The 26,708-nt window shown below is 40.7% G+C and carries 27 protein-coding genes; 26 read left to right on the forward strand and 1 reads right to left on the reverse strand.

Annotation, left to right across the window (positions count from 1 at the left end):
- Nucleotides 1-9: 9 nt before the first annotated feature.
- Genes BLT15_RS07685 through BLT15_RS07700 form a run of 4 tightly spaced genes read left to right on the forward strand, consistent with a single transcriptional unit; the run spans nt 10 to nt 5,350 of the window.
- Entirely contained in the window at nt 10-1,818 is a 1,809-nt protein-coding gene (locus tag BLT15_RS07685) for an aldehyde ferredoxin oxidoreductase family protein (RefSeq protein WP_159429867.1), read from the forward strand.
- A gap of 33 nt (nt 1,819-1,851) precedes the next feature.
- On the forward strand, nt 1,852-2,082 hold the full coding sequence (locus tag BLT15_RS07690) for a MoaD/ThiS family protein (protein WP_268762235.1): 231 nt from the start codon (nt 1,852-1,854) through the stop codon (nt 2,080-2,082).
- Nucleotides 2,083-2,101: 19 nt separating this feature from the next.
- Nucleotides 2,102-4,468: a glycoside hydrolase family 65 protein gene (locus BLT15_RS07695; RefSeq protein ID WP_089760405.1), complete on the forward strand. Its 2,367-nt coding sequence runs from the start codon at nt 2,102-2,104 to the stop codon at nt 4,466-4,468.
- Nucleotides 4,469-4,471: 3 nt separating this feature from the next.
- Nucleotides 4,472-5,350: a DMT family transporter gene (locus BLT15_RS07700; RefSeq protein ID WP_089760407.1), complete on the forward strand. Its 879-nt coding sequence runs from the start codon at nt 4,472-4,474 to the stop codon at nt 5,348-5,350.
- A gap of 168 nt (nt 5,351-5,518) precedes the next feature.
- On the opposite strand, the gene BLT15_RS07705 is transcribed toward BLT15_RS07700, so the two are convergent.
- Entirely contained in the window at nt 5,519-5,938 is a 420-nt protein-coding gene (locus BLT15_RS07705) for a divergent PAP2 family protein (protein WP_089760409.1), read from the reverse strand.
- Nucleotides 5,939-6,087: 149 nt separating this feature from the next.
- On the opposite strand from BLT15_RS07705, the gene BLT15_RS07710 reads away from it, so the two are divergent.
- The 22 genes from BLT15_RS07710 (at nt 6,088) to BLT15_RS07815 (ending at nt 26,616) form a co-directional block, all read left to right on the forward strand.
- A complete protein-coding gene (locus BLT15_RS07710) occupies nt 6,088-7,425 on the forward strand; it encodes a bifunctional folylpolyglutamate synthase/dihydrofolate synthase (protein WP_089760410.1) in 1,338 nt (445 codons plus the stop codon).
- A complete protein-coding gene (locus BLT15_RS07715) occupies nt 7,426-7,950 on the forward strand; it encodes an SPOR domain-containing protein (RefSeq protein ID WP_089760412.1) in 525 nt (174 codons plus the stop codon).
- Nucleotides 7,951-8,009: 59 nt separating this feature from the next.
- Nucleotides 8,010-9,347 carry an electron transport complex subunit RsxC gene (gene rsxC, locus BLT15_RS07720; protein ID WP_089760414.1) on the forward strand — a complete coding sequence of 446 codons (1,338 nt, stop codon included), beginning with the start codon at nt 8,010-8,012 and terminating at the stop codon, nt 9,345-9,347.
- Nucleotides 9,348-9,362: 15 nt separating this feature from the next.
- The gene (locus tag BLT15_RS07725) at nt 9,363-10,271 is read left to right on the forward strand and encodes an RnfABCDGE type electron transport complex subunit D (protein ID WP_089760416.1); all 909 of its coding nucleotides are present in this window, start codon (nt 9,363-9,365) and stop codon (nt 10,269-10,271) included.
- Complete coding sequence (locus tag BLT15_RS07730; RefSeq protein ID WP_089760418.1) at nt 10,271-10,834, forward strand: RnfABCDGE type electron transport complex subunit G; 564 nt, start codon at nt 10,271-10,273, stop codon at nt 10,832-10,834. The genes BLT15_RS07725 and BLT15_RS07730 overlap by 1 nt, the downstream gene beginning before the upstream one ends.
- Nucleotides 10,834-11,442, forward strand: a complete 609-nt coding sequence (rsxE, locus tag BLT15_RS07735) for an electron transport complex subunit RsxE (protein WP_089760420.1) — start codon at nt 10,834-10,836, stop codon at nt 11,440-11,442. The genes BLT15_RS07730 and rsxE overlap by 1 nt, the downstream gene beginning before the upstream one ends.
- Complete coding sequence (gene rsxA / locus BLT15_RS07740) at nt 11,435-12,025, forward strand: electron transport complex subunit RsxA (protein ID WP_089760422.1); 591 nt, start codon at nt 11,435-11,437, stop codon at nt 12,023-12,025. Before rsxE ends, rsxA begins: the two co-directional genes overlap by 8 nt.
- Nucleotides 12,026-12,044: 19 nt before the next feature.
- Complete coding sequence (locus BLT15_RS07745) at nt 12,045-13,037, forward strand: RnfABCDGE type electron transport complex subunit B (protein WP_089760424.1); 993 nt, start codon at nt 12,045-12,047, stop codon at nt 13,035-13,037.
- 107 nt (nt 13,038-13,144) lie between these two features.
- Complete coding sequence (locus tag BLT15_RS07750; protein WP_089760455.1) at nt 13,145-13,672, forward strand: Gx transporter family protein; 528 nt, start codon at nt 13,145-13,147, stop codon at nt 13,670-13,672.
- Nucleotides 13,669-14,283, forward strand: coding sequence for a Maf family protein (locus BLT15_RS07755; protein WP_089760426.1), 615 nt, complete (start codon nt 13,669-13,671; stop codon nt 14,281-14,283). The genes BLT15_RS07750 and BLT15_RS07755 overlap by 4 nt, the downstream gene beginning before the upstream one ends.
- 22 nt (nt 14,284-14,305) lie before the next feature.
- Nucleotides 14,306-14,998, forward strand: a complete 693-nt coding sequence (gene radC, locus BLT15_RS07760) for a RadC family protein (RefSeq protein ID WP_089760428.1) — start codon at nt 14,306-14,308, stop codon at nt 14,996-14,998.
- Nucleotides 14,999-15,068: 70 nt separating this feature from the next.
- Nucleotides 15,069-16,109, forward strand: a complete 1,041-nt coding sequence (locus BLT15_RS07765; protein ID WP_089760429.1) for a rod shape-determining protein — start codon at nt 15,069-15,071, stop codon at nt 16,107-16,109.
- A gap of 63 nt (nt 16,110-16,172) precedes the next feature.
- Entirely contained in the window at nt 16,173-16,958 is a 786-nt protein-coding gene (mreC, locus tag BLT15_RS07770) for a rod shape-determining protein MreC (protein WP_159429868.1), read from the forward strand.
- Nucleotides 16,959-16,996: 38 nt separating this feature from the next.
- Complete coding sequence (gene mreD / locus BLT15_RS07775; protein ID WP_089760433.1) at nt 16,997-17,503, forward strand: rod shape-determining protein MreD; 507 nt, start codon at nt 16,997-16,999, stop codon at nt 17,501-17,503.
- Nucleotides 17,487-19,334, forward strand: coding sequence for a penicillin-binding protein 2 (mrdA, locus tag BLT15_RS07780; protein WP_089760435.1), 1,848 nt, complete (start codon nt 17,487-17,489; stop codon nt 19,332-19,334). Before mreD ends, mrdA begins: the two co-directional genes overlap by 17 nt.
- A gap of 4 nt (nt 19,335-19,338) precedes the next feature.
- Entirely contained in the window at nt 19,339-20,004 is a 666-nt protein-coding gene (gene minC / locus BLT15_RS07785; RefSeq protein ID WP_234985551.1) for a septum site-determining protein MinC, read from the forward strand.
- A 39-nt stretch (nt 20,005-20,043) separates the two neighbouring features.
- Entirely contained in the window at nt 20,044-20,835 is a 792-nt protein-coding gene (gene minD, locus BLT15_RS07790) for a septum site-determining protein MinD (protein ID WP_089760437.1), read from the forward strand.
- Nucleotides 20,836-20,861: 26 nt separating this feature from the next.
- Nucleotides 20,862-21,158: a cell division topological specificity factor MinE gene (gene minE, locus BLT15_RS07795; RefSeq protein WP_234985552.1), complete on the forward strand. Its 297-nt coding sequence runs from the start codon at nt 20,862-20,864 to the stop codon at nt 21,156-21,158.
- A gap of 12 nt (nt 21,159-21,170) precedes the next feature.
- Nucleotides 21,171-22,304 (forward strand): rod shape-determining protein RodA, encoded by a 1,134-nt coding sequence (rodA, locus tag BLT15_RS07800; protein WP_089760441.1) that lies wholly within the window; start codon nt 21,171-21,173, stop codon nt 22,302-22,304.
- Between the two features lie 63 nt (nt 22,305-22,367).
- A complete protein-coding gene (locus tag BLT15_RS07805; protein WP_234985553.1) occupies nt 22,368-24,221 on the forward strand; it encodes a TIGR03960 family B12-binding radical SAM protein in 1,854 nt (617 codons plus the stop codon).
- The gene (locus BLT15_RS07810) at nt 24,221-24,916 is read left to right on the forward strand and encodes a TIGR03936 family radical SAM-associated protein (protein WP_159429869.1); all 696 of its coding nucleotides are present in this window, start codon (nt 24,221-24,223) and stop codon (nt 24,914-24,916) included. The genes BLT15_RS07805 and BLT15_RS07810 overlap by 1 nt, the downstream gene beginning before the upstream one ends.
- 2 nt (nt 24,917-24,918) lie before the next feature.
- Nucleotides 24,919-26,616, forward strand: a complete 1,698-nt coding sequence (locus BLT15_RS07815) for an Rne/Rng family ribonuclease (RefSeq protein ID WP_089760446.1) — start codon at nt 24,919-24,921, stop codon at nt 26,614-26,616.
- The last annotated feature ends 92 nt before the right edge of the window (nt 26,617-26,708 follow it).

Genomic DNA, 26,708 nt, shown 5'->3' on the forward strand with positions numbered 1-26,708 from the left:
ACTCAAAAGGTGGTTTTAAAAATGTATGGCTGGATGGGAAAAATTTTATATATCGATCTCAACAGTGGTAAAATTGAAAAGAAAATGCTCACTGATTATCAAAGGAAAAAATTTTTAGGAGGTAGAGGTCTGGGAGTTAATATTTTGGCTGAAGAGATCGATCCGGATGTAGATCCATTCTCTCACCGCAATAGGATCGTATTTTCAGCTGGCCCTTTGACCGCTACTGAAGTACCGACAACGGGACGGATGGCGGTGGCAACAAAATCTCCTCTCACTGGGACTATTTTTGATTCAAATGCCGGTGGTCACTGGGGTCCTGAGCTCAAAAGAGCCGGATATGATGCTCTGGTTATATCTGGCGGGTTAGAAAAATTGAGCCGAATTAAAATCTTTGATGATAGAGTTGAAATTCTGTCCTGTAATGATCTAAAAGAAGAAAAAACCTCCTCAGCCTGGAAAAAATTAAAAGATAATGAGTCTGCTTATAAACATTTAGTGATCGGTCCTGCCGGGGAAAATGCTGTTAGATTTGCCTCCATAGCTGTGGGAAAAAACAGGACTCTGGGGCGCGGAGGCACCGGAGGGGTTCTCGGCTGTAAAAATATCAAAGCAATATCCGTTAGAGGGTCTCAATCGCCTGAAATAGCTGATCCGGTTAAGATAGATGATGTTAAGAAAAAATCTTCAGCCTGGCTTAAGGAAAGTTCTCTTACCGAAAATAGGCTCAATGAACTGGGAACGGCAATGTTAATGAATTTAATTAACGAAGCGGGTGTGCTGCCAACTCATAATTTTCAGCGGACCCAATTTTCAGAAGCAGACAGTATTTCTGGAGAAAATTTGTCTGACCGCTTAACTTCCAGCAAATCCAGCTGTTATAACTGTCCAATTGCCTGTTCAAAAACAGTAATGATTGATGGAGAGGAAAAGTCCGGTCCGGAATATGAATCTTTGGGGCTGCTGGGAGCTAATCTGGGGCTGGGAGATCCAGATATAGTGACTGAGCTGAATAATCTTTGCGATGAGCTGGGACTGGATACTATTTCTACTGGATCTGTTATAAGCTGTTTGATGGAAATGAATGAGAAGAATATTGTTGATTCACCCGTCAGTTTTGGTCAAAGAGAAGGTATATTAACTCTTATCGAAAAAATTGCTCGCAGAAAGGGACTGGGCGACGAACTGGCAGAAGGATCTCTGCGCTTTGCTCAAAAAAACTCAGCTCCTGAACTGGCCATGCAGGTTAAAGGTCTTGATATACCTGCTTTTGATCCCAGAGGAATGAAAGGTCAGGCTCTGGGGTATATTACTTCCAACAGGGGGGCCTGTCATCAAAGAGCCAATATGATGACTGTTGAGCTTTTAGGGCTGCCTGAGCAGGTTGATAGATTTAGCGAGGAGGATAAGGCTCCTCTCGTAGTTCATCAACAGAATTTGAACTGTATTCTGGATTCTCTCATAGTATGCAAGTTCACGCTTTTCGCTCTCGCAGAGGGTTTTTATAAAGAAATGCTCTCAGCTGTAACCGGTGAGGATTATTCTCGCGATGATTTTTTTAGAATTGGAGAACGGATATGGAATCTGGAAAGACTTTTTAATACTGCAGCCGGTTTTTCCAGAGAAAATGATAGGCTGCCCGCAAGATTTGGTCGTGAGAGTGGCAGCGGGCCTGCATCGGGTAATTTTGTCAATGAGGAAATTATGCTGGACGAATATTATAAAATTAGAGGCTGGAATGAAAACGGGATTCCAGAAGAAAGCAAATTGAAAGAACTGGAACTGGATAGATACAGAGATTTTCTGCCCGGGAGGTGAAGTTTAATTTCTGAAGATGATTATATCAGGAAAATTTCAGTCAATCTTTATGGGGGGCTGGAAGAGTACAGCCCGAAGGGAAAGAGAAAAAATAATAAAATAGATGCTGATAAGATCGATGATGTTCGTGATTTGGTGAAGCAGTTCGAGATTCCGGAGGAAGAGATTCAGGTCATTTTGATAGATGGAAAACACGCCGATCTTGATTCAGAGGTGAAAAAACAAAGCGTTGTAAGTATTTTCCCTCTTATCGGAGGAGGATGAAAGGAGGGCTTATAAATCATTGCGCGAATTTCATGAAAAAAAACTCGAAAAGGAAAAGCAATTTGCGGTTCATCCCTGGAGAATAATCGAAGAAGATTTTCAGGTGGAAAATAATCATCACAACGAATCAATTTTTTCCATCGGCAATGGATTTTTGGGTTTGAGAGGCACCCTGGAGGAAGATTACACTGGACCCCCGGAGACAACAACTCCGGGATTTTACATAAATGGCATATATGATTCTGAAGAAATAGTTTATGGTGAAGATGCTCCCAATTTGCCCGGATGGAGCCAGACTATTGTAAATCTAATGGACTGGACCAGAATAAACATTTTTTTAGAAGGAGAGAAGTTTGATCTGCTGGAAGGTGAAGTGGAAGAATATCGAAGAGTGCTGGATATGAGAAGTGGAGTTCTTAACAGGAAGGTTGTCTGGTGCAGCCCCCAGGGAAGAAAAGCCAGAATAGAGATTGAGAGACTCATCTCTTTTACTAACAGAAAGCTGGGTCTCATAGATTATAAAATCACTCCTTTAAATTTTAACGGAGAAATAAGATTCGAATCCAGCATAGATGGAGACGTAAAAAACCACCATCACTTTCGCAAGGATAAAGTAATGAAGTTTGAATCTGCAGGTTTTGCCGATGATCGCTGTTATCTTGTGCAGACCACTTCCCGGAGTGATATCAAAGTAGCCGGTGCTGTAAAAAATGAGCTCGATATTCCTGAAAATACCAGGGTTTCTAAAGATCGCTTTGTTTTAGATGAGGAGATAATTGAGAACATCAAAATTTCAGCCAGTCAAGATGAACGTTTTAGCCTGCAAAAGTATGCCGCTTTCCTGACCAGCAGAGATGTACCGGCTGATAGGATTAAAAAGCGAGCTATACTCAATGTGAACGATGGAGCTGAAAAGGGTGTTGAACAGATTAAATCAGAGCAGAAAAAATACCTTGAGGATTTTTGGAGCGATTTTGATGTTTTTTTGAGGGGTCAGGGTTATTTACAGCAGGCTTTGAGATACAACGCTTTTCAGCTGATTCAATCGACAGGAAGAGATGGCAGAACAAATGTACCGGCCAAGGGTTTGACCGGTGAATTTTATGAGGGGCATTATTTTTGGGATTCAGAAACATATATAGTTCCCTTTTACATATTTAATCGACCTCAAATTGCCCGCAAGCTGCTGGAATACAGATACAGCATTCTCGATGAAGCAAGACAGAACGCCAGGCGAGTTAAGCTGGATGGGGCTCTTTTCCCCTGGCGGACCATCGATGGAAAAGAAGCTTCTGGCTTTTTTATGGGGTCTACAGTTCAGTACCATATTGATGCTGATATAGCTTATGCCTTATATCTATATTTAACAGCTACTGAGGATTATGATTTTCTTTACGACAAGGGCGCTGAAATATTGCTGGAAACCGCTCGCATGTGGGTTAGCTGCGGACATTTTAATAAAAGGACCGGGGAATTTTGCTTTAATGAAGTCTGTGGGCCGGATGAATACAAACCCGGGGTGGACAACAATTGTTTTACAAATTATATGGCTAAATTTAACCTGCGTTTTGCCCGGGAAACTCTCGCTAAAATGAAAGAGGAAGCTCCGGAAAGATATACAGCATTAATTGAAAAGACCAACCTTACAGATGATGAGATCGAAGATTGGCATACGGCTGAAAAAAACATGAAACTGCCTTTCGATGAGGAACTGGGAATCCACACTCAGGATGATTCATTTTTATCTAAAGAACCTCTGGATATTGAGGAGATCCCACATGAACAGCTGCCGCTGGTAGCTAACTGGCATCCTTTAACAATATGGCGTTATCAGGTGATTAAGCAAGCTGATGTTATATTACTTATGCTTTTACAGGGAGACAAATTCACCCTGGAAGAAAAAAAGGCCAATTACGATTTTTATGAGCCTAAAACAACCCATGATTCTTCTTTATCTCCGGCAGTTTACAGTATAATAGCCTCTGAAATCGGTTATACAGAAGAAGCCTTCAAATATTTCATCCAGATTTCCCGGCTTGATCTTGATGATTTCAATGAAAATACTTATCAGGGTCTGCACACTGCTGGCCTGGGAAGTGCCTGGATGACTCTTGTTTATGGCTTTGCAGGAATGCGAAATTATCACGGCAATCTGTCCTTTCGTCCCTATCTGCCGGAAAAATTAGAGGGCTATCAGTTTTCTATTTATTTTAAATCCAGAGAACTCAGAGTTAGAGTTACTGAAAAGGGGGCCAGTTACAGGGTCATTTCTGATCAGGAACTCGAACTTGAACACTGTGATAAAGAGGTTATTTTGAGACCTGGTGAAGAAAAAGTTTTACCGCTGCGAGATTTTAGCAGACTGCCCTGGAGAAATGAGGAGTAATATATGGTGGAAAAAGAAACTTACCTGAAAGGAGCAGGGGTTTACTACGTATTATTGCTGGGGGTGGTTACTCTTTCATTTGCCGGAGTTTTCGTGGCTATGTCAGATGCTCCGGCAATAACGATAGCTTTTTATAGAATGTCATTAAGTGTGATATTGTTGACTCCGATATTTTTCCGGAGAAATGACTGCAGGCTGGAAAAACTCTTAAATTTCCGTCAGACAGTCGTAGGTTTTTTTCTGGCCATACATTTTATATTGTGGGTTACAGCTTTTGATTATACAGCAGTTGCTAATGCTGTTATATTTATTGCGCTTCAGCCCATTTTCACTTTATTGCTTGAATTTATCTGGGCAAGAGAAGATTTGCAGCCTGATATTATTGCGGGAGTATTTATAACAATTTTAGGAAGTCTGGTGGTCGGGGCAGGTGAAATTGGCAATTTATTTGCCAATATTAAAGGAGATTTTCTGGCAGTTATGGCAGCATTTTTTGCCGCCATTTATCTATTTTCCGGACGCAGTTTGAGAAAAAAGATGAATTATTTCCCCTATATATTTTCTGTTTATTTTTACGCTTCAATCTTTTTGTTTCTGGGTTTGTTTATTTTTGGGCATTCTTTTACGGGTTATGGCTCCAGAAACTGGCTGCTTTTTTTTGGTCTGGCTTTAGGACCGACAGTTATAGGCCACTCTATTTTAAATTTATCTGTTAGATATGTGCCCACAACGATAGTTTCAGTGGCTGTAATAGGGGAGCCAGTTTTGACCACATTATTTGCCTGGCTGCTTCTGGGGGAAAGCATTCCGCAGTTGACATTTCCCGGAGGGTTATTGATTTTACTGGGGGTGGTTTTCACGATGACCAGAAAATCAGGTTAGTAGTGATCCGTAAAGGGCTTGTGATGATTTGAATTTATATCACAATTCAGGTTATAATTTTACTGACAGATATTTTGGCGAATTTAGGTTTGGGGGAGGAAATTAACAGGATTTATAGAATATTTAAGTTAGTGTAAGCATGATTAGAAATTCAAATATGTTTAGATTCTAGACGGCCAGCAATGCCATTGTAAAACCCAGCATTATTCCTGCGAGTATTTCGAAGGGAGTATGACCTACCAGCTCATGAAGATTTTTTCTTATTTGATCTTTATCTTCTTCCAGACGGGCAGGATCGAATTCTTTCAGCAGTTTATTTAGAATTTTGGCCTGCTCACCAACTGATCTTCTAACCCCGCCTGAATCGTAAATGGTAATCAATGAAAAAACCGCGGATACAGCAAAAATATCTGAATTGAATCCCTGCTGCAGACCTACCAGGACTGATAAGCAGGTAACGAAAGCTGAATGAGAGCTGGGCATACCTCCTGATTCAAAAAATCTGCTTATGCTGGGGGGAAAAACTGTGAAGATTTTAATGAACTGAGCTAAAATCAATGTTAATAGTGAAATAGTTAGTATATACATTATCCTAAGGTCCCTCCCATTTTAAAATTATTTTAGCATTTTCAGGTGAGTTGAACTTTTCTTGAGGGAAAGCTATTTTTACTTTATTATAACTGCTTAAAAAAAGCAAGCCATGTTAATAAATTTAAGAAGGTGCAGGTGTAACAAAGATGAGGCCAGCTGATCCCATAGAGTATTTTAATTCATTTCCATTGTTTGGGCAGGAAGAAGGATTCAAACCCGGACTTGAGAGGGTTGAATTGCTCTTAAGAGAACTTGATTACAATTACAGGTCTGTAAATTATATTCATGTGGCCGGCAGCAATGGTAAAGGCTCAACGATTGCCATGCTGGAAAGCATTTATTTATCTTCAGGATATTCAGTTGGCAGATTTATTTCGCCTCATATCGAAGATTTTGAGGAGAGAATTAGATTCGATGGTGAGAATATATCTAGCAGTGAACTTTCGCTGCTGGCGGAAAAAATAGATGAAGTTGTCTCCTGTGAGAGGTTTTGGAAGGATATTGGCAGGCCTACTTTTTTTGAAGTGCTCACAGCAGCAGCTTTGTTACATTTTTCTTATAAACAGCCGGATATTGCTATCCTGGAGACAGGTTTGGGGGGCAGGCTTGATGCAACAAATGTCATTAAATCTCCGCTTGCCTGTGTCATAACAAATATAGATTATGAACATACAGAACACCTGGGTGAAACTTTGCAGGAAATAGCAGCTGAAAAAGCAGGTATCATAAAGCCTGGGGCTGTGGTTATAACAGGAGAGTCAAAAAAAGGAGCTTTAGATACGATTACAGAAAAATCTTCGAAAGAGGGGGCTCCGCTTTTTTTAAGCGAAGACTATTTTGAAATCAGTAACTGGCAGGAAAATCTTAATCATCAAAAATTTGATCTGATTCGAGGCGGAGACAGCTATTCTTTTGAGCTGGAACTGATGGGGAAATATCAGTTAAAAAATGCTTCTGTGGCCTGTACTACCGTCAAAGCACTCGATTTTGTTTTTCCTGTTACAGCTGATGAGATGGAGGAGGGACTGAGAGAAGTTAGCTGGCCCGGGCGATTGGAAGTGCTGAGGTCTGATCCTCCTTTGATAGTTGATGGCAGTCATACACCTGCCGGAATTAGATTTCTCAAAGGATTCATCAACAGAAATTTTTCGAGTTTAGAGCAGGCTACCATTATTTTATCGGTTCTGCAGGACAAGAGAATAATGGAAATGCTGGAAGTGATCAGGAATATTGATATTAATCTTAAAATAGTCATGACCTCTAGTTCTTCTCAAAGAGCTTTACAGGCAGAGGACTTCATTGAAAAACCCTATGATAAATTGACTGTATCTGAACATGAAAGCCTTATTGAAACTATTGAGGAACATTTGAAACAGCAGGGAAATCATGAGCTTGTATGTATTACAGGTTCTCTTTACAGCGTTCTTGAGATCAAAAATGCTTTTCGAAAAAATTTAATCCAGATTGATGAGGGGGCTCAATAAATGAGATTTCTCCCCGGCCAGGAAGAAGGAGCTTTAAAATTTGTCGCACTTTTATTGATAGTTTCACTCGCAGCTGTATATGCAGGTTTCAGAATTGGAAACACATTTTTTGCCAGACGGATGGGCGGCGAGGAGACAGTAGAGGTTGAAGAGGGCACTGTACCTCCAGAGGAAGACTTTGAAGAAGATGTCATGGAGCAGACTGAGGACGAAGATTTGATCGATCTGGAAGAGGCTCCTGAAACAGAAGAAGATATTCAGGAAGGTATAGAGGAAGATGATGCTCCAGAAGATATCGAAATAGATAGAGAAGCCAATTTTCTCGTGCAGGTGGGAGCATTTGGTTATGAAGAAAGCGCTGAAGAAAAGGCAGAGGAGTTGAGAGAAAATGGGTATCCTGCCTTTGTATCCAGCAGGGAACCTTATAGAGTTCAGGTCGTAGGTGGAGATACTCGAGAGGAGGCTGAAGAATTGGCCGATCAATTGATCGAAGAGGGATATGAAGCCTTCGTGCACGGACAGTAAATACACTGAATTTCAATCGAGGATTTAGTTTTTAATTCATTATTTAAAGAGGTGATAGGATGCTCGGCTTATTTAAAAATAAGACAAAAGGTGTTCATCCTCCAGAAAATAAGCATCTCAGTGCCGACAGTCAGCTGGAAAAGCCATCGCCGCCAGAAGAAGTAGCTGTGCCGATTCAGCAGCATATAGGGGCGCCTTTAGAACTCATGATTGAGAAAGGTGATGAAGTTAAAAAGGGCCAGAAATTGGCTGATAGTGAAGCTTTTGTGTCCGCCCCAGTTCACGCAACAATCAGTGGAGAAGTTAAATCAATAGAAAAAGTAGCCACTCCCTCAGGGGAAAAAGTTACTGCTGTAAGAATTACAGCTTCAGATTCAGATCAGCAGGAGGGCTTCTCCAAAATTGAGGTTGATGATTTTGATTCTGAAAACCCTTCCCCGTCAGCAATAAGAAATTGTGTTAGGGAAGCAGGCATCGCGGGGATGGGAGGAGCAATGTTTCCCACACATGTAAAATTATCTGTTCCTGAGGATAAGGAAATCGATCATTTCATCCTTAATGGAGCTGAATGTGAACCTTATTTGACTGTGGATCACCGCATGATGGTTGAAAAAAGCAAAAAAATACTCAGAGGTTTTGAACTTCTGATGAAAGCAGTAGAAGTTGAGAAGGGCATAATAGCTATAGAAGAAAACAAGCCTGATGCGATAAAGACCATGAGAAACCTGGTATCTGATAAAAAAGAGATAAAGGTGGAAGTTTTACCCAGCAAATATCCTCAGGGCGGAGAAACAGTATTAATAAAAACCCTCCTGAACCGGGAGGTCCCTGTTGATGGTCTGCCTTTAGATGTGGGAGTTATTGTTAACAATGTAGCAACAGCCTCTGCAGTTGCAGATGCAGTAGATCGAAGAAAACCCATGATAGAAAGACCACTAACTGTCACCGGAAAAGGAGTGAATAATCCCGGCAACTACATTGTCCCCATAGGTACCCCCATAAATGAGATCATCAGTCTGGCCGGAGTCTATGCTGAAGGCCCGGGGAAAGTTATAGCCGGAGGTCCTATGCTGGGAAAATCCATAGCTGAAATACAGGCTCCTGTAGTTAAGGGAACAAGTGGTGTTTTGGTTCTTCGAAAAGAAGAGGTAGAAAAATACGATCCTGATCCCTGTATAAAGTGTGCAAGGTGCGTAGATGCCTGTCCCTGTGATTTGATGCCGCTAAACCTGTCCAAATATGCCAGAAAAGAAAAAGTGGAAAAACTGGATGAATATAAGGTGAGCAACTGTATAGAATGTGGCTCCTGTTCCTATATATGTCCAGCTCAAAGACCACTGGTTCATTACATCAGACTGGGTAAAGCACAGTTAAACGAACAACAACAGTCGGAATAAGGAGGATTTTGTGAAATGAATTCCGAAGATCTCGTTATTTCATCTTCACCTCATGTAAGGGATGAAGAAACTGTTCTGGGAATAATGTGGAAAGTTGTGCTGGCCTTGATACCAGCCACTGCCTGGGCTTCTTACTTTTTTGGGACTCAAACGCTGTCTATTGTGGGAGTTTGCATAGTTGTTTGTACCGCATCAGAGTACGTGTTTCAAAAAATTAGAGGGACCGAGATAACTATTAGTGATGGCAGTGCGGTGCTTACCGGTTTACTTCTGGCGCTGACCCTTCCCCCTGCTATACCCCTCTGGACAGCTGCTATTGGCGCTTTTGTTTCTATAATACTGGGCAAGCAGGTTTTTGGAGGGCTGGGTAGCAATCCTTTCAATCCAGCTCTTGTGGGAAGAGCTTTTATTACTGCTTCATATCCGGTTATCATGACCACCTGGACTGTAGATGGCGAAACAATGGCGACTCCGCTGGCTCAGTATGCTGATGGTGTGAGGCCTGAATACTGGGATCTATTTATTGGAAATGTGGCCGGTTCTCTGGGGGAGACTTCAGCCTTTTTCCTGCTATTGGGAGCTGCCTATCTGATATATTCCGGAGTGCTTAACTGGCGAATACCTGCAGGAATGATAGTCACTGTGATGGTCTTTACAGGCATTATCGGCCATGATCCTTTATTTCATCTGCTGGCCGGCAGTTTGATATTGGGAGCGTTTTATATGGCTACAGATATGGTAACGACTCCGGTAACACCCCGGGGGCGCTGGATTTTTGGCATAGGAGCAGGTTTTTTGGTTGTGCTTATACGAGTCTGGGGCGGGTACGAAGAGGGAGTTATGTATGCGATTCTCTTGATGAATATGACAGTTCCTCTTGTAGATAGATTCTCCAGACCTAAAAGCTTAGGGGAGGTGGAATAATGGCTGATAAAAGAGCGTCTATAAAAAGGTTGATCATTACTTTAACCTTTATTGGTGCTTTTGGTTCTTTGTTCCTGGCCTTTGTTTTTAGTTGGACTAACCCTTATATCCTCGAGCATGAAGCTCGAGCCAGAGAGGAAGCAATTTTTACTTGTCTTCCAGGGTCAGTCGACTATGAAGAGGAAGAGATAGATGATCATACTTTTTATACAGGAATCGATGAGCATGAACAAAGAGTGGGTATAGCAGTCGAGTACAGTGTGGCTGGGTATCAGGGGTTTGTAGATGTTATGGTCGGAGTTGATCCTGAAGCAGGAGAAGTAATAGGAGCTCATGTATTAAATCACGAAGAAACTCCCGGGTTGGGAGCGCGAATTACTGAAGATGAATTTTTGGATAATTTCCGCGATCTGCCCGTAGGAGATTACGAGGTTGTAGACAGCCCAGAAGAAGAACGTGAAATAGAAGGAATTGCTGGAGCTACGATCTCGGCAGAGGCAGTTAAAGAAGCAGTTTCCGAAGCCGGTGAACTTATTATGGAAAATTACGGGGGTGGGAATTAGTGAAAGGCTTAATATCTATATTTCGCAACGGGCTTTGGGCCGAGAACCCTGTTTTTAAGCTTGTTTTAGGCCTGTGCCCTGCTCTGGCAGTTACAAATACTGTTGAAAACGGTTTTGCCATGGGGCTTGCTACCTCTTTTGTGTTGATATCTTCAGAAATTGTAATTTCTTTAATTCGAGACTATATACCGGATGACGTAAGAATACCGAGTTTTATTTTAGTTATAGTAATTTTTGTTACATTTACCGATTATTTTTTGGCCGCGTTTTTCCCTGGAATTTCAGATGCTCTTTCACTTTTTATCCCCCTGATTGTAACCAATTGTCTAATAATGGGTAGATCAGAGGCTTTTGCATCCAGAAATCCTCTTCACAAATCAATAACTGATGGCATAGGAATGGGTATAGGCTTTACCTGGGTTCTGGTAGTTCTCAGTGCGATCAGAGAAATTTTAGGTATGGGAACTTTTCTTGGTATGGATATTATGGGAGCTGAATATCCGCAGATGATAATTATGATTTTACCCAGCGGTGCTTTTCTTACTCTGGGGCTTATGGTCGGCATTATAAAAGTAATCGATAGAAAGGTGGGGGCTCAAAATGATTGAATTTGAACATCTAATATTTCTTTTTATTGGTACAGTATTAGTAAATAACTTTGTCCTCATTCAATTTTTGGGGATATGCCCCTTTTTGGGAGTATCCTCTTATGTAGAAACAGCTTTTAATATGGGACTTGCTACAACTTTTGTAATGACCATGACGGCCTTTATAGTCTATCTGGTCAACACTTTCATACTGGAAGCATTAAATCTGGTTTTTTTGCAGTACATGGCTTTCATCATAGTTATAGCTTCGCTGGTACAGCTTGTGGAAATGGTGATAAGATATGTAAGTCCAGTTCTTTATAAAGCTCTGGGAATTTATCTGCCTCTCATCACTACAAATTGTGCCATAATGGGTATGGCCTTGATGATTCCACTTGAAGGTTATGGGTTTATAGAAAGTGTGGTTTTTGGCTTTGCAGCAGGAGTGGGTTTCACATTGGCAATAGTCCTGATAGCAGGGTTGAGAGAAAAACTGCAGTTTGAAGATGTACCAGAAAGTCTGCAGGGTGTACCTATAACTTTAATAATGGCCGGAATAATGGGACTGGCATTTATGGGCTTTGCTGGCATGATCACTGTTTAAACAAGGAGGTTATAACAGGATGGATTCTCTTTTTATATATTCCTTAGCAAGTATGGGCGGTATAGCGGCTATACTTGCTGCTGGTCTGGGCATTGCTTCCAGAAAGTTTGAAGTGGAGACAGACCCCAAAGTTGACGCGGTGAACGAAGCTTTACCCGGGGCCAATTGTGGTGCCTGTGGATATGCTGGCTGTGACGGTTTTGCCGAAGCAGTCGTTCAGGGGGAGGCTCCGGCGGCCGGATGTCCGGTAGGAGGAGAAGAAACAGCTGGTGCTATAGCTGACATTTTGGATATTGAAGCAGAGAGTTCAGAACGAGAAGTTGCCCAGCTTTTATGTCAGGGTGGTCTTGAAGAAGCAGCCAGATCAGCAAGTTATGAAGGCATCAATAGCTGTCGGGCAGCAAGTCAAATCAACACCCTGGAAAAAGAATGCATTTACGGCTGCATAGGTTATGGTGATTGTAGGGAAGTCTGTGATTTTGGGGCAATAAAAATGAACGAGAATGGTCTGCCGGTTGTCGATGAAGAATCCTGTACTGCCTGTCGTGAATGTGTAAATGTTTGTCCTCATGATTTGTTTATTCTCAGGCCAGTTTCCGATAAAAACCATATAAGATGCATGTCCAACGACCCGGGCAAAGAAGTCAATAAAATTTGCCAGGTAGGCTGCATAGCCTGCCAGCAGTGTGTAAAAGTTTGTCCCGTAGATGCCATTGAAATGGAAGATGATCTTGCGGTTTTAGATTATGAAAAATGTATTAATTGTGGACTCTGTGCTGAGGCCTGTCCCAAGGATGTTATTGAATTTAGCGGGAAAAAAATATCTGAAATTGAAATTACAGAGAATTGTATTGGCTGTACCCGTTGTGCTCAGGAATGCCCGGTTGATGCTATAAGCGGTGAAGCAAAAGAAAAACATGAGATTGATGACGAAAAATGCGTTGAATGTGGAATATGTTACGAGGTTTGTCCTGCTGAGGGGGCTATTGTCAGGGAACTTAAAGGGCAGTGATAGTTTTGACAGCATGGACAAAAAGATAAATAAATGATACAATGTTAATGATTGAAAAATCACTGATTATAATAAGTGTTTTTATTAGGATCGAGGTGAGAGATTTTATGCGCAGTAACAGGACGAGGTATGTATGTCTGGTTGGGCTTTTAATATCTATCGGCCTTGTTCTTCACATAGTTGAAAGTCTGATTCCCATGAGTTATATTGTACCGGGAGCAAAAATGGGGCTGGCCAATATAGCAAGTCTTCTGGGAATGGTCATTTTTGGATTTAAAGTGGGTTTTCTGGTTTTATTCTTTCGGATTGTTCTGGGGTCAGTAATAGCAGGAACTTTCCTATCCTTCAATTTTATGATGAGTTTCAGCGGCGGAGTGCTTGGATTTCTATTGATGGGATTGGTTTATTATTTTGCTTCGGATTATTTCAGTATAATTGGGGTTAGCATCGTGGGTGCTTTATTCCATAATGTTGGACAGATCTTTACCGCCATGTATATAATAAGCAATTTCGGGCTGGTTTATTATCTGCCATATCTCGCTTTGCTGGCAATTCCTGCTGGATTGGGTATAGGACTCACAGTTGATTTCACCTGGAATTATCTTTTCTATAGTCCTTTGAGGGGAAAAGCATGAAAGATATTAAATTTGTGCTGGCTTCTAAGTCTCCCCGGCGCAGACAACTGCTTTCCCGCCTTGATTTAAATTTTGAAGTTTACCCCAGCCAGGTAGATGAGAGCAAATATTCTAATGAAAACCCCCGGGAACATGTGATGAAGCTGGCAGAAATGAAAGCGAAAGAAGTTTTTGATGATTTTAATTCGAAAAGGGTTTTAGTTTTAGCCGCGGATACGATCGTGTCATTTAAGGAGGAAATACTGGAAAAACCAGAATCTCTAGAAGAAGCTGAAAATATGTTGGAGCGATTGAGAGGCAGCGAACATGAAGTAATAACCGGGATTTGCTTGCTGGAGAAAAATGGGCAGGATTACTCAACAATTATTGACTTTGAAACTACCGAGGTTTTTATGAGAGATTTTTCTAAGGATGAGCTAAAAGGATATATTAATTCGCATGAGCCTCTGGGGAAAGCGGGAGCATATGCTATTCAGGGGCTGGGGAGTTTGCTGGTCAAAAAAATTGATGGTTCTTATTTTAATGTAGTAGGTCTTCCGCTTAGCCTGCTGGGAGAGAAACTCTCAGACAGGGGATTAGGAATATTAGAGTATCAAATTTATTCTTCCTGATTATGAACGGATTGGAGGACAAATGAGCAAATACAAACATCATACAGTAAAAGAAATGCCGGTTGAGGAAAGACCGAGAGAAAAGCTGCAGCGGCATGGAGCCAAATTTCTTTCCAGTAGTGAAATTCTGGCTTTGCTGCTGGGCAGCGGAAACAAAAAGAGAACAGCTGTGGAGTTGAGTTCGGATTTACTCTGTGAACTCGGAGGTTTATCAGAATTAAACAAAGCTGGCATGAGAGAACTTCAGGAATTTTGTGGCATCGGTTCCGCTAAGTCAGCCAGGATCATCGGTGCAGTCGAGCTGGGTAGAAGAATTCAGGCTCAAAGCAGCCAGAAAAGATCATATCTATCTTCGTCCAGTACTGCTGCCAGCTTTTTGATCCCGAAAATTGCTTATCTGGATCAGGAAGTAAGTATGTTATTAATGCTTGATTCAAATAATGGTTTAATAAAATCTGAAGAGTTGAGCCGGGGCAGCCTCAATCAAACCATTTTACATCCCAGAGAAGTTTTTAAAAAAGCTGTTAAGGCTAATGCAGCCGGAATCATCCTGGCTCATAATCATCCCTGCGGCAGACCTGTCCCCACCAAAAATGACATTAAGTTCACAGAAAAAATATTTGAAATTGGTGAGATGATGGGCATACCTCTACTTGATCATATTATAGTTGGGGGAAACGATTATACAAGTTTAAAAGAAGAAGATGTAATATAGTCAATTTTATTAAATTTTCAAGAAAATCAATATTGTGATAAATGGAATATAAGAAAGGTGGAAATTTATAATGGCTTTTGATTTTTTGGGAGCACCCTTTTCTCGGGATATGGGGGTGGATCTGGGAACGGCTAATACTTTAGTTTTTGTAAAAGGAAAGGGAATCATAACCAGAGAACCCTCGGTAGTGGCTTTAAGAACGGAAAACAATGAAGTCATGGCTGTGGGAAAAGAAGCTAAAAACATGATAGGAAGGACTCCTGGCAACATAGTAGCAGTGAGACCTATGAAAAACGGAGTGATTGCTGATTTTGATGTAACTCATTCGATGCTGAGATATTTTATTACTCGAGCTCATAAAAGAACTCGCCTTGTGCGTCCCAGAATAATAGTCTGCGTTCCTTCCGGGGTTACCGAAGTTGAAAAGAGAGCTGTGCTTGATGCTGCCAAGCAGGCTGGAGCCCGTAAAGCATTTTTAATAGAAGAACCTATGGCTGCTGCTATAGGGGCAGAACTTCCGGTGAATGAACCAGCTGGCAGCATGATAGTCGATATTGGTGGTGGAACTACGGAAGTCGCAGTTATCAGCCTGGGAGGAATTGTTAGCAGTAAATCAATCAGAATCGGTGGAGATGAAATGGACGAAGCCCTTGTCCAGTATATAAAAAAGCATTACAATGTTATGATAGGTGAGCGCACAGCTGAAGAAGTAAAAACTGAAATTGCCACTGCTTATGCAGAAGGAGAAAAAATTGAAAAGGAAGTCCGGGGCAGGGATCTTGTTAGTGGCCTTCCTCGCAATCTGAATATATCTACTGAAGAAGTAAGGAATGCTATTAAAGAACCAATTGCCAGTATTCTGGAAGCAGTCAAAATAACTCTGGAGAGAACACCTCCTGAACTATCATCTGATATTATGGATTTTGGTATAGTTTTAACCGGAGGCGGGGCACTTTTAAAAGGAATGGACAGGTTGATAGCAGAGGAAACTGAGATTCCAGTGCATCTCGCAGAAGAACCTCTGGACTGCGTGGTAAAAGGAACTGGAAAAGCTCTGGAAGAGATCGAGTCTCTGCAGAATGTTTTAATTTCTCCTAAAAAGATATCCTGATCGAGGGGATTAAACTTGGAATATTTAAGCAACAAAAACTTAAAGTTGGCTGCAGTCTTACTGTTGTTATTCATTTTGCTTTTTGCCAATACAGCCAATATTGACTTTTATTTTTTCAACTGGCTGGAAAATGGTGTTTACAATTTAATTTCTCCCTTTTTAAATGTCGTCGAGAACGTAATTTCTTCTATAAATAATTATTATGTGGCTTTTTTAAAAACCGGTGAAATTCTAGAAGAAAATGAGCGCTTAAGAAAAGAAGTAGCCAGATTGTCCACGGATAATGCAATTTTGGAAGAAGCCAGAGAACAAAATGAACGTTTTAGAGATCTGCTTTCATTTAGGGGGACAGTACCAGGAGAACCTGATATTTTATCAACTGGTGTTGTTGGTTACAGTCCTGCTACCTGGCAGAGGATGTTAACCGTTAATTCTGGCAGAAATGATGGTGTAAAAGTTGGCATGCCGGTAATGGGATATCAGGGGAATTTGATAGGCAGAGTGGAAAAAGCAGGAATGAATTCCTCTCAGGTTAAGCTTATTTCTGATCCCGAGTTTCAGGTAGGAGGACGGGTGGCCAGAAGCGATTCTCGTGCACTGGGACTCGTCAGAGGACTGCCTGAAAGTGACGAGGAAGTAATTATGGAGAATATTCGCTGGGATGCAGATATTGAAGAGGGGGATCTCATTGTGACCTCGGCAGTTTCTGACAATTATCCTCCCGGAATCCCCATTGGAGAAGTAAAGAAAGTAGAAGTAGGCAAACAGGGGTTATCACAGGTGGCAGAGGTTAATCTAAAAGGCTTTCAAAGGACGGCGGAAGAGGCAGTAATCATAAAAGAGTGGTAATGATTTATTAAAGCTATTTTATTTTGGGAGGAAAATAGATGCGTGATGTTCTGGTTTATCTTTTAGTGCTGCTTCTGGTCCTGATTTTACAGGTATCTTTGTTTTCCCGTCTCCCTGCCGCCAGTTATGGCCCGGATCTGATACTGGTTCTTGTATTTAGTATAGGTTTTTTATTCGGTCCCAAAAAAGGCGGGGGCTTTGGTTTTGCAGCAGGACTTCTACAGGATGTATTGCTCGGAGCAGGCCTGGGGAATTATACTATTTCGAGAATTATAATTGGCGCTTTTGCCGGTAAAGTTAGAGGAAGGATTTTTCCAGAAAAAATCTTTTTAATCACACCGGTTATTCTGGGGTTTGCTTTAATCCAGGAGATAATAATTTTTCTTCTTTCAGAAAATGTAATTTTTAGAATAGACTTCAGAAATGCCTTCATCTCGCAATTCCTTCCCTCTGCCTTATATACTACCCTGGTGGGCATGATAATATATGTGATCATATATTTTTTATTTTTCGGTGGTGGGCAGGACTATGAAGAAGAGGATTAAAGTTATAAAGATATTTGTATTAATTGTAGGTATAACTTTTTTGGGCAGGGCTGCTCAGATGCAGATTCTGCATGGAAATTTTTACCACCGTCAGGCTGAAAGCAATCGACTCTCTATCCGTCCTATTTCTGCTCCTCGGGGAAGAATATACTCCCGGGAAGGCAATATACTCGTATCCAATCAGCTCGCTTTTGACGTCTATTTTATGCCCAATGAACTGGGCAGAAGAATGAGCAGGGATGAATTGTTTTTAAATCTGGCAGAAATATTAAATGTGGAGCAGGAAGCCTTATTAAGTAATTATTCTCAGGGTAGAGAAATCAGGACACCCGGCGAGGGAATTTTACTGAGAAGGAATATATCGATTGAAGAGATGATCAGAATTCAAGAAGATAGTCGTAATTTGCCCGGGATAGTTATCAGAGAATCTTCATTGAGAGATTACGTTTATGATGATTTTGCTTCCCATGTTTTAGGCTATGTTGGAGAAATAGGGGCAGCAGAACTGAAAAGAAATATGGAAGAAGGCAGAGAATATCATGGTGGAGATTTTGTGGGGATTTCAGGTGTAGAAAGTCAGTATGAAAATTATCTTCGGGGAGAAAAAGGAGAGCAGGTTATAGAGATCAATCACAGAGGGCATAAAGAAAGGCTTTTAGAAGAAAAAGAATCCAGATCAGGACATGATATTCAGTTAAACCTGGAACTGGATCTGCAGCTTAAAGCAGAAAATTTGCTCAAGGAAGCTTTTTATGAGTTGAAAGCGGAGGCCGAAGAGGAAGAAGATATGGAAGATCCCCGGGGCATATCGACCATGATGGTAGAACTGGACTCGGGCGCTGTCCTCAGTAAAGCCAGCTATCCGGATTATAATCCCAATCGTTTTTCTCACGGACTTACCCAGGAGGAGTTCCGGGAATTAGTTGGGGACCCCTATCAACCTCTCTTGAATCGAAATTTACAGGTAACAGTGCCTCCTGGATCCATATTTAAAATAATAACCGGTGCAGCAGCTATTGAAAGCCTGGGGATTTCGGGCGATACAGAATTTTATGATGCTACAGGTACTTTCAATATCCCGGGCTGGGATAGGCCATTTACAAACTGGCTGGATTATGGAGAAGGAGAACTGGAGTTTACCAGGGCAATGGCTCGTTCTAACAATATAGTTTTTTATGAGCTTGGATATGAGATGTATCAGGATTTTGGTGGGAGTCAATTGATAGAAACCGCCCGGAAATTTGGACTCGGTGATGAAACCGGAATCGATTTACCCCGAGAAAACTCCGGTAGGGTTCCGGATGGAGATTGGAAAAGAGAAAATCTAGGCGAAGGGTGGTATCCCGGAGATTCGGTCAATATGGCTATTGGCCAGGGAGATTTGCTCACTTCCCCGGCCCAGATGCTGCAGATGATTGCAGCAGTAGCTAACAGAGGAGAGGTTTATACTCCTAAATTACTTCGCAGAATAATTGATTCAGAAGAAGGGATAGAAAAAGATTTTTCTCCTGAAAAATCGTTTGAGCTGGATTTTTCTGATGAAACTTTCGAGATTATCGAAAAAGGATTAACCCAGGCAGTAATGGAAGATTTTGGCACAGGGAGTGAAGGTTTTTATGATTTTCCGTTTGATGTGGCTGGCAAAACCGGGACAGCTCAAATGGGGGGCGGTATAAGCCATGCCTGGTTTGTAGCTTATGCACCGGTAGAAGAACCTGAAGTTGCTCTGGTGACATTTATTGAAGAAGGGGATACCAGCCGTAATGCTGTACCCATAGCCGCTGAAATTCTGGAATATTATTTTGAAATAAATGCTCTGGAAGGTGTTTGATAATATGAAAGAATCTTTCACAACAGAGATGATAGCAGAAGGTGTATTGATTAATTTAAACCCGGAGTTATCTGTCGAACAAATCAGGGATAGTCTGGCTTCTCATCTACAGGAAGCAGGAGATTTTTATGAAGGCACTGATCTGTATTTAAATATTAATGAATTAACAATCTCTGCTGAGAAGTTAAATTCGCTGGTTTCTTTTATGACAAAAAAGGTCAATCCGGGCACAAAAGTTTATCTGGCCGGTTTTGCTGATGATTCCGGTCAAAAGGGATTAAATAAACGACTTGCAAAAAAATCACGAGCTATAAACAATGATAAAATTTCATTTGAGAATAAAACCAGATTTGTCAAAGGAACTTTGAGGTCCGGTCAGGCGGTGGAACACCCTAATAATCTTGTTATTCTGGGCGATGTTAATCCCGGTGCTGAAGTTAGAGCAGGAGGGAATATACTGGTATTTGGTAAATTAATGGGACTGGTACATGCGGGGGTAAAAGGAGATGAATCGGCTGAAATAGTAGCATTAAAGCTGGATCCAACCCAGATAAGAATTGCCGGTAAAATTTCTCGCCCTCCTGAAGATGAGGAGGATGTGACCGGCTTTAATCCTGAAAAAGCTGTTATTGAAGAGGAAAGAATCATCGTGGAAAAAATTGCTTTTTAAAATTCAAAGTAATCAGGAATGTTTTAGGAGGGAGATAATTTGCAGGGCAAATCTATAGTAATTACGTCGGGTAAAGGTGGAGTTGGAAAGACAACAACGACGGCCAATGTAGGAGCTGCACTTGCTTTGAAAGGCAAAAAAGTTTGCCTCATAGATGCGGATATCGGCTTGAGGAATTTAGATGTTGTTCTCGGTCTGGAAAATCGAATAGTTTATGACCTGGTCGATGTAGTGGAAGATAGATGTCGACTCGAACAGGCTCTTGTAGGCGATAAAAAAACGGAAGATCTTTACCTGCTGCCAGCAGCTCAAACCAGGGATAAAGAAGCAGTATCAGAAGAACAAATTTCTGAAGTCATTGAAGAATTAAAAAAAGAGATGGATTATGTGCTTGTAGATTCGCCCGCAGGTATAGAGCAGGGTTTTAGAAACGCAATATCTGGTGTTGATCGGGCTGTTATAATTGCAACTCCGGAGGTTTCAGCTGTTAGAGATGCTGACAGAATCATAGGACTTTTAGAAGCAGAGGGTGTGAATGATCCTGAACTGGTCATAAATAGAATAAAGAAAGATATGGTCGATAGGGGAGATATGATGAATATAGATGATATGCTGGAAATTCTGGCAGTTGATATATTGGGGGTTGTTCCTGAGGAAGAGAAAATAGTTGTCTCAACAAATACCGGTGAGCCTATAGTTCACAGCAATAATTCACAGGCCGGACAGGCCTTTAAAAACATATCGAGGCGTATTGAAGGAGAAGATCTTCCTCTTATGGACCTCAAAGATGATTCATTTATAAATAGAATCAAAAATTTCATAGGATGGTAATACCCTATTATTACAATATTTTTAGATTGGAGGGGATTATTATTAGTTTAGTAGAAAAAGTTATAGGCTTCTTTAAGGAAGATAAAAATAAAAATAACAATAAAAGCAGCAAGGATGTGGCCAAAAATAGGCTTCAATTTGTTCTGGTTCAGGATAGAATCAAACTAACTCCAGAACAAATGGAGAATTTGAGGGGGGAATTGGTAGAAGTAATGCAGAAATACATAGATGTGGAGGATGATAGAATAGAGATGGAAATTACCAGGGAAGAAGAAATGATGGCTATGATAGCTAACTTTCCCTTAAAAAATAATCAGGATTGAGGATTATACAGGATGCATTTAGAAAAAAAGCTTTTAAAAAATCTCAATTTAACAATTCCATTATTAGTTATAGCCCTGACGATTTTAGGGCTAATAGCCGTTTCAACGGCTGTCAGCGGAATAACTGAAAATCCTGCTGAATATCTCAGGACTCAACTGGTGGCTGCCTTTTTGGGCATCATACTTATTGTAATTATACAATTTTATGATTACAGAGTATTTAGAGAATATGATATAATATTATATCTAATTACAATCTCTATACTTTCCGCACTTCTTTTCGCTGGCGCTACCGTAGGTGGAGGAACCCGCTGGCTCGCTCTGGGTCCGGTGACATTCCAGCCTTCTGAAATCGCTAAAATTTTATTGATTTTATTTTTTGCCAGCTGGATGGACAGAAATGAGGAAGAATTGAGTAGTTTTAAAGGGTTTATTAAGCATCTGGGTTATTTGCTTCCTCCATTTTTTCTGGTGATTCTTCAAAATGATCTTGGCACTGCTCTGGTTCTGGTCTTCATTTTTTTAACCATGTTTTATATTGCCGGAGGAAGAGTGAAAGATATTGTTCTGACTTTTGGCGGCGGATTTATAGCTGTTGTGGCTATGATTTCTTCGCATATATATTTTTCTACTCCTCTTATATTTCTCCAGCCCTATCAGCTTAATCGCTTGATCGGTTTTATCAAGCCTGAGATAGATCCCAGAGGTATTGGTTATAATATTATTCAGGTTAGAATTGCTATAGGTTCGGGACAGTTTACAGGCCGGGGTTTTAGAGAGGGCCCTCAAAATCAACTAAATTTTCTGCCAGAACAGCATACAGATTTTATCTTTGCTGTTATAGGAGAAGAATTTGGATTTATTGGAGCCGCTTTAGTAATAATTTTATTTGTGCTGCTGCTTCTGCAAATAATAAAAGTGGCTCTTAAAGCCAAAGATAACTTTGGGAAATTGATCACTGCAGGAATAATAGCCATGTTTTTCTTTCATTTCATCGAGAATGTAGGAATGTCTTTGGGGATTATGCCTATAACCGGTATTCCTCTGCCTTTTATAAGCTATGGAGGTAGTTCAATGGTCACCTCCATGGTTGCTATAGGATTGATATTAAATATTAATATTCGCAGAAAAAAGATAAATTTTTAGCTCGTTAAGAGGTGGTTTGAAAAATATGCAGAAAAAAAGCCTTTCGATAAAATAAATGATAGATTGTATCAGGTTGAGAGTCCAGAGAGGTATATTGGCCGCGAGTGGAACTCAGTCAGGAAAAACTGGAATGAAATCGATCATCGCGTGTGTCTTGCTTTTCCCGATGTCTATGAGATAGGCATGTCTCATTTAGGTATAAGAATCCTATACCATTTATTGAATTCCCGGGAAAATGTACTTTGTGAAAGGGTTTTTGCCCCCTGGGTCGATATGGAAAAGCTGCTGCGAGAAAATTATGTCGAACTTTTTTCTCTAGAAAATAAGCGCAGAGTCAAAGATTTTGACATTCTGGGATTTACACTGCAATATGAAATGAGCTATACGACGATTTTAAATATGCTAGATCTGGGAAACATACCAATCCGCACTGAAAATAGGTCCGATGAAGATCCCCTGATTATAGCCGGCGGAGCAAATGTTTTCAATCCGGAACCTATGGCTGACTTCATCGATCTTTTTTATATTGGAGAAGCGGAGAAGGGTATTTTGGAGCTGGTGTACGAATATAAAAATCTTTACAGGCGCGGATTTTCTCGAGCTGCCATACTGAATAACCTTTCTTATTTAGATGGGGTTTATGTTCCCGATTTTTATGAAGCTTCTTATACTGAAGGCAGCTTTACCGACATCAAACCCGTGTCTGAAGACATAAAATCATCTGTTGAGCGTCAATTTGTTGAAGTTCTTGACGAAGCGTTTTTTCCGACTGAGCAAATCGTGCCTTATATGGATATTGTTCATAATAGAGCTATCATAGAAATTTCCCGGGGCTGTCAAAGAGGATGCAGGTTCTGCAGTGCAGGCATGTGTTATAGACCTGTGCGGGAAAGAAGTCAGGAAAAGATTTTAGGCCTGACTGAAGAGATTCTGGAAAGCACGGGTTATGAAGAAATTTCGTTGACGTCATTAAACACCGCTGATCATACCGAGATAGTTGAAATCGTTTCTGAATTGAATAACAGATTTGCTGATAAAATGGTCAACATCTCCCTGCCTTCTCTAAGGGTTAACTCATTTTCAGTGGAGCTGGCGCAACAGGTTCAGAAAGTTAGAAGGAGTGGTCTGACTTTTGCCCCTGAAGCGGGGACTCAACGTCTAAGAGATTTGATAAATAAAGGTGTTGATGAAGAAGACTATTTCAGGGCAGTCGAAGCCGCCTTTGAGAGCGGCTGGCATAGAATAAAATTATACTTTATGATCGGACTCCCAGGGGAAAAGAAAGAGGACCTTGCTGGACTTGTTGAAATGGTGCAAAAAACTTCAGAGCTTGGAAGGGAAATCAGGGAAAAATCCGGTTACAATATGAAGCCGATAGAAGTACAGGTTAATGTCACCACTTTTGTGCCCAAGCCTTTCACTCCCTTCCAGTGGACAGATATGGCTTCAGAAGAGGAAATTGAGAATAAACTCGACTATTTGAAAGGTAATCTCACCGGCAAGGGGATTTCCTTCGACTGGAATGATCCCGGGTTGAGCAGACTGGAAGGCGTGCTGGCCAGAGGGGATAGAAGACTTGGAGAAATAATTTATGAAGTCTGGCGCCAGGGGGGGCGGCTGGAAGGGTGGAGTGAAAAAATAGATATCGATCTTTGGGAAAAAGCTTTTGAACAGTCGGAACTGTCTCCGGAGGAGTTTTTAAATGGTTATGATGTAGAGGAAAATCTGCCCTGGAATCATATAAATCCTGGAGTTGAAAATAGCTTTTTGATAAGAGAGCTGAGAGAATCAGAAAATGAAAATCTAACGCCTGATTGCCGCTGGTCTTATTGTGTTAGTTGTGGCATCTGCAAAACACCTCGTGATTCTCTTCGTCTCTGCCAGGAAAGAGATGAGAAAGCCTGTGATTCTCCATGATGATTAGAAGCAGATTCGCCAAAAAAAGAAGACTGAGATATATATCACATCTTGAACTACTGGATACTTTTAGAAGGGCAGTACGCAGGGCAAAAATACCCGGAAAATACAGCGAAGGTTATAATCCCACCTTAAATCTTTCACTTTCACAACCTCTTCCGGTTGGTATGCCGGGGGGAGGAGAATATCTTGATCTTGAACTCAAAGAGTCAGTCTCCGGAGAGAAGTTCGTAATTGAACTAAACAAAAATTTACCCGCAGGTATAAAAATGGATGAAGCCAGAATGGTGGGGGATAAAAATTTAAAATCCCTCCAGGCTTTGGTGGATAGGGCTCGATATATTATAGAACCTCCTGAAAATAAAGATGATGAATACAGGATTATTTTGGATAAGTTGAAAAACAGCTGTGAATTGATAGTGACCAGAGAGAGAAGAAATAAAGATGATCGACAATATAATATACGTGAAATGATCCATGAGATCGACCTTACCGAAGATAATCGCTGGTCTTTTCTTGTAAGTACCGGCAGCAGAGGAAATGTTAGACCTCAGGAAATTGTCCAGGCTTTAAGAAAGTTCAAACCGGGTCTTCCCGTAATTCCTATAACCAACTTTTACAGAGAAGGAATGTATGTAAGTTATGAGGACAGGATAATAACGCCGCTTTCCGAGGAGATACTGAAGGAGAGATAATTGTGAGCAGAAATGATAAAAAAATTATAATAAATTCGGGGATAAGAGAAAAAAGAGCTGCAGTACTGGTCAATGATAATCTTGATAATATTTTCTTTGAGAGGGATACTTACGATAGAGATGCAGGAAGTATTTATAGGGGAAAAGTAAAGGATGTTCTTCCTGGCATGCAGGCGGCCTTTGTTGATATCGGTAATGATCGCAATGCATTTTTGCATTTAAATGATGCTTATCCTTTATTTAACAGCAAACAGAGGCATCTGTACTCACAAAAAAATTTAAAAATAAATCAGGTTCTCAGTCCAGGCCAGGAAATTATGATACAGGTGACAAAAGAACCCATAAAAAGTAAAGGAGCTAAGATCACCTGCCGGGTAAGTCTTCCAGGAAGATATTATGTCTTTTTACCGCATGACACCAGAACAAATATATCAAGAAGAATCGATGATCAGCAGGAAAGAAACAGGTTAAAAAGTATAACGGGAGAAATTGTTGATGACAGTCATGGTGTGATTATCAGAACTAATGCTGCTGGAAAACATAAGAAGCTTCTGCTCAAAGATTATAACTTTCTAAAGTCATTATGGGAGAGAATAAAAAACAGATATTATCGATCCAGCGCGCCTAAACTTCTTCACAGCGATATTAACCTGATACATCAAGTAGTCAGGGATCATCTATCTTCAGATATAGATAGGGTCGTTATAGATGATCAGGAGGATTATGAGAATCTCTCCAGTTTTGCTGAAAAGCTGGCTCCCAATATTAATTCCAGGATTTTTCTTTATGAAAGAGATAGACCGATCTTTGAGACTTATGGCATTGAACAGGAATTAAAATCACTGATGCAGAGAAAGGTCTGGCTTAAATCTGGTGGATATATCACTTTTGATTCCACTGAAGCACTGGTTGCAGTCGATGTTAACACAGGTAAATTTACCGGGCAAAAAAATCTTCAGGATACTGTTTTTAAGACGAATCTGGAAGCTGCTAAAGAAATTTCCAGGCAGCTGAGATTGAGAGATATAGGTGGAATTATAATAATTGATTTTATTGACATGGAAATAAAGTCCAATCGAGAAAAGGTTTTGGAAGTTCTGGAAAGGGAAATGGAAAATGATAGAACCAAAACTTCAATACTGGGCCTGACCGAACTTGGACTCGTTGAGATGACTCGAAAGAAAGTAAGAGAAAGACTGGGGGAATTGATTCAAAAAGAATGCCCTTACTGTGAGGGGACTGGCCGAATAATATCTGAAACCACTATGGCATTTAGAGTCATTAGAAAACTTACTTCCCTTGCCTCCAGAGAAAATTTTCAGGCAATTTTACTTGAAGTGCATCCCGACGTCGCCTCTGTATTAATAGGTAACCGGGGAGAAAAATTAAACATACTGGAGGAAGAATTGAATAAAGATATATATATTCGGGGCAATAACGATCTTCATATGAAGGATATCAATATAATAGATAAAGGCAGCAGAAAAAGATTGAAGGAGATGGCCCTCCCTGTTAAAGAAGGAGGTAAATACAGGTTCAAAATCGAAGAACAACATTCCGAAAATGAATCTGCAGGAATAGCGCGCAAAAAAGGTTATATTATCATTATAGAAGAAGCTGGAGATAAAGTTGGAGAAAAAGTTAAAGTGAAAATAACATCCGTAAATCGCACCTACGCTCAAGCCGAGTTGATCGCTTAGTGTAAAATAGTTGTAGGGTCAAAGTTATAATTGTCTGAAAAAAGTATCTGGCATTAAAAAAGAGGACTCCCCCTGATATAATTGTTTTAGAT

Source organism: Halarsenatibacter silvermanii, from assembly GCF_900103135.1.
Classification (GTDB): Bacteria; Bacillota; Halanaerobiia; order Halanaerobiales; family Halarsenatibacteraceae; genus Halarsenatibacter; species Halarsenatibacter silvermanii.

What these genes read in the sequence shown, in the direction of transcription:
- BLT15_RS07700 (WP_089760407.1), top strand. Translation starts at nt 4,472, where the DNA reads ATGGTGGAAAAAGAAACTTACCTGAAAGGAGCAGGGGTTTACTACGTA.
- BLT15_RS07705 (WP_089760409.1), bottom strand. Translation starts at nt 5,938, where the DNA reads ATGTATATACTAACTATTTCACTATTAACATTGATTTTAGCTCAGTTC.
- BLT15_RS07710 (WP_089760410.1), top strand. Translation starts at nt 6,088, where the DNA reads ATGAGGCCAGCTGATCCCATAGAGTATTTTAATTCATTTCCATTGTTT.
- BLT15_RS07715 (WP_089760412.1), top strand. Translation starts at nt 7,426, where the DNA reads ATGAGATTTCTCCCCGGCCAGGAAGAAGGAGCTTTAAAATTTGTCGCA.
- rsxC (WP_089760414.1), top strand. Translation starts at nt 8,010, where the DNA reads ATGCTCGGCTTATTTAAAAATAAGACAAAAGGTGTTCATCCTCCAGAA.
- BLT15_RS07725 (WP_089760416.1), top strand. Translation starts at nt 9,363, where the DNA reads ATGAATTCCGAAGATCTCGTTATTTCATCTTCACCTCATGTAAGGGAT.
- BLT15_RS07730 (WP_089760418.1), top strand. Translation starts at nt 10,271, where the DNA reads ATGGCTGATAAAAGAGCGTCTATAAAAAGGTTGATCATTACTTTAACC.
- rsxA (WP_089760422.1), top strand. Translation starts at nt 11,435, where the DNA reads ATGATTGAATTTGAACATCTAATATTTCTTTTTATTGGTACAGTATTA.
- BLT15_RS07745 (WP_089760424.1), top strand. Translation starts at nt 12,045, where the DNA reads ATGGATTCTCTTTTTATATATTCCTTAGCAAGTATGGGCGGTATAGCG.
- BLT15_RS07750 (WP_089760455.1), top strand. Translation starts at nt 13,145, where the DNA reads ATGCGCAGTAACAGGACGAGGTATGTATGTCTGGTTGGGCTTTTAATA.
- BLT15_RS07755 (WP_089760426.1), top strand. Translation starts at nt 13,669, where the DNA reads ATGAAAGATATTAAATTTGTGCTGGCTTCTAAGTCTCCCCGGCGCAGA.
- radC (WP_089760428.1), top strand. Translation starts at nt 14,306, where the DNA reads ATGAGCAAATACAAACATCATACAGTAAAAGAAATGCCGGTTGAGGAA.
- BLT15_RS07765 (WP_089760429.1), top strand. Translation starts at nt 15,069, where the DNA reads ATGGCTTTTGATTTTTTGGGAGCACCCTTTTCTCGGGATATGGGGGTG.
- mreD (WP_089760433.1), top strand. Translation starts at nt 16,997, where the DNA reads ATGCGTGATGTTCTGGTTTATCTTTTAGTGCTGCTTCTGGTCCTGATT.
- mrdA (WP_089760435.1), top strand. Translation starts at nt 17,487, where the DNA reads ATGAAGAAGAGGATTAAAGTTATAAAGATATTTGTATTAATTGTAGGT.
- minC (WP_234985551.1), top strand. Translation starts at nt 19,339, where the DNA reads ATGAAAGAATCTTTCACAACAGAGATGATAGCAGAAGGTGTATTGATT.
- rodA (WP_089760441.1), top strand. Translation starts at nt 21,171, where the DNA reads ATGCATTTAGAAAAAAAGCTTTTAAAAAATCTCAATTTAACAATTCCA.
- BLT15_RS07810 (WP_159429869.1), top strand. Translation starts at nt 24,221, where the DNA reads ATGATTAGAAGCAGATTCGCCAAAAAAAGAAGACTGAGATATATATCA.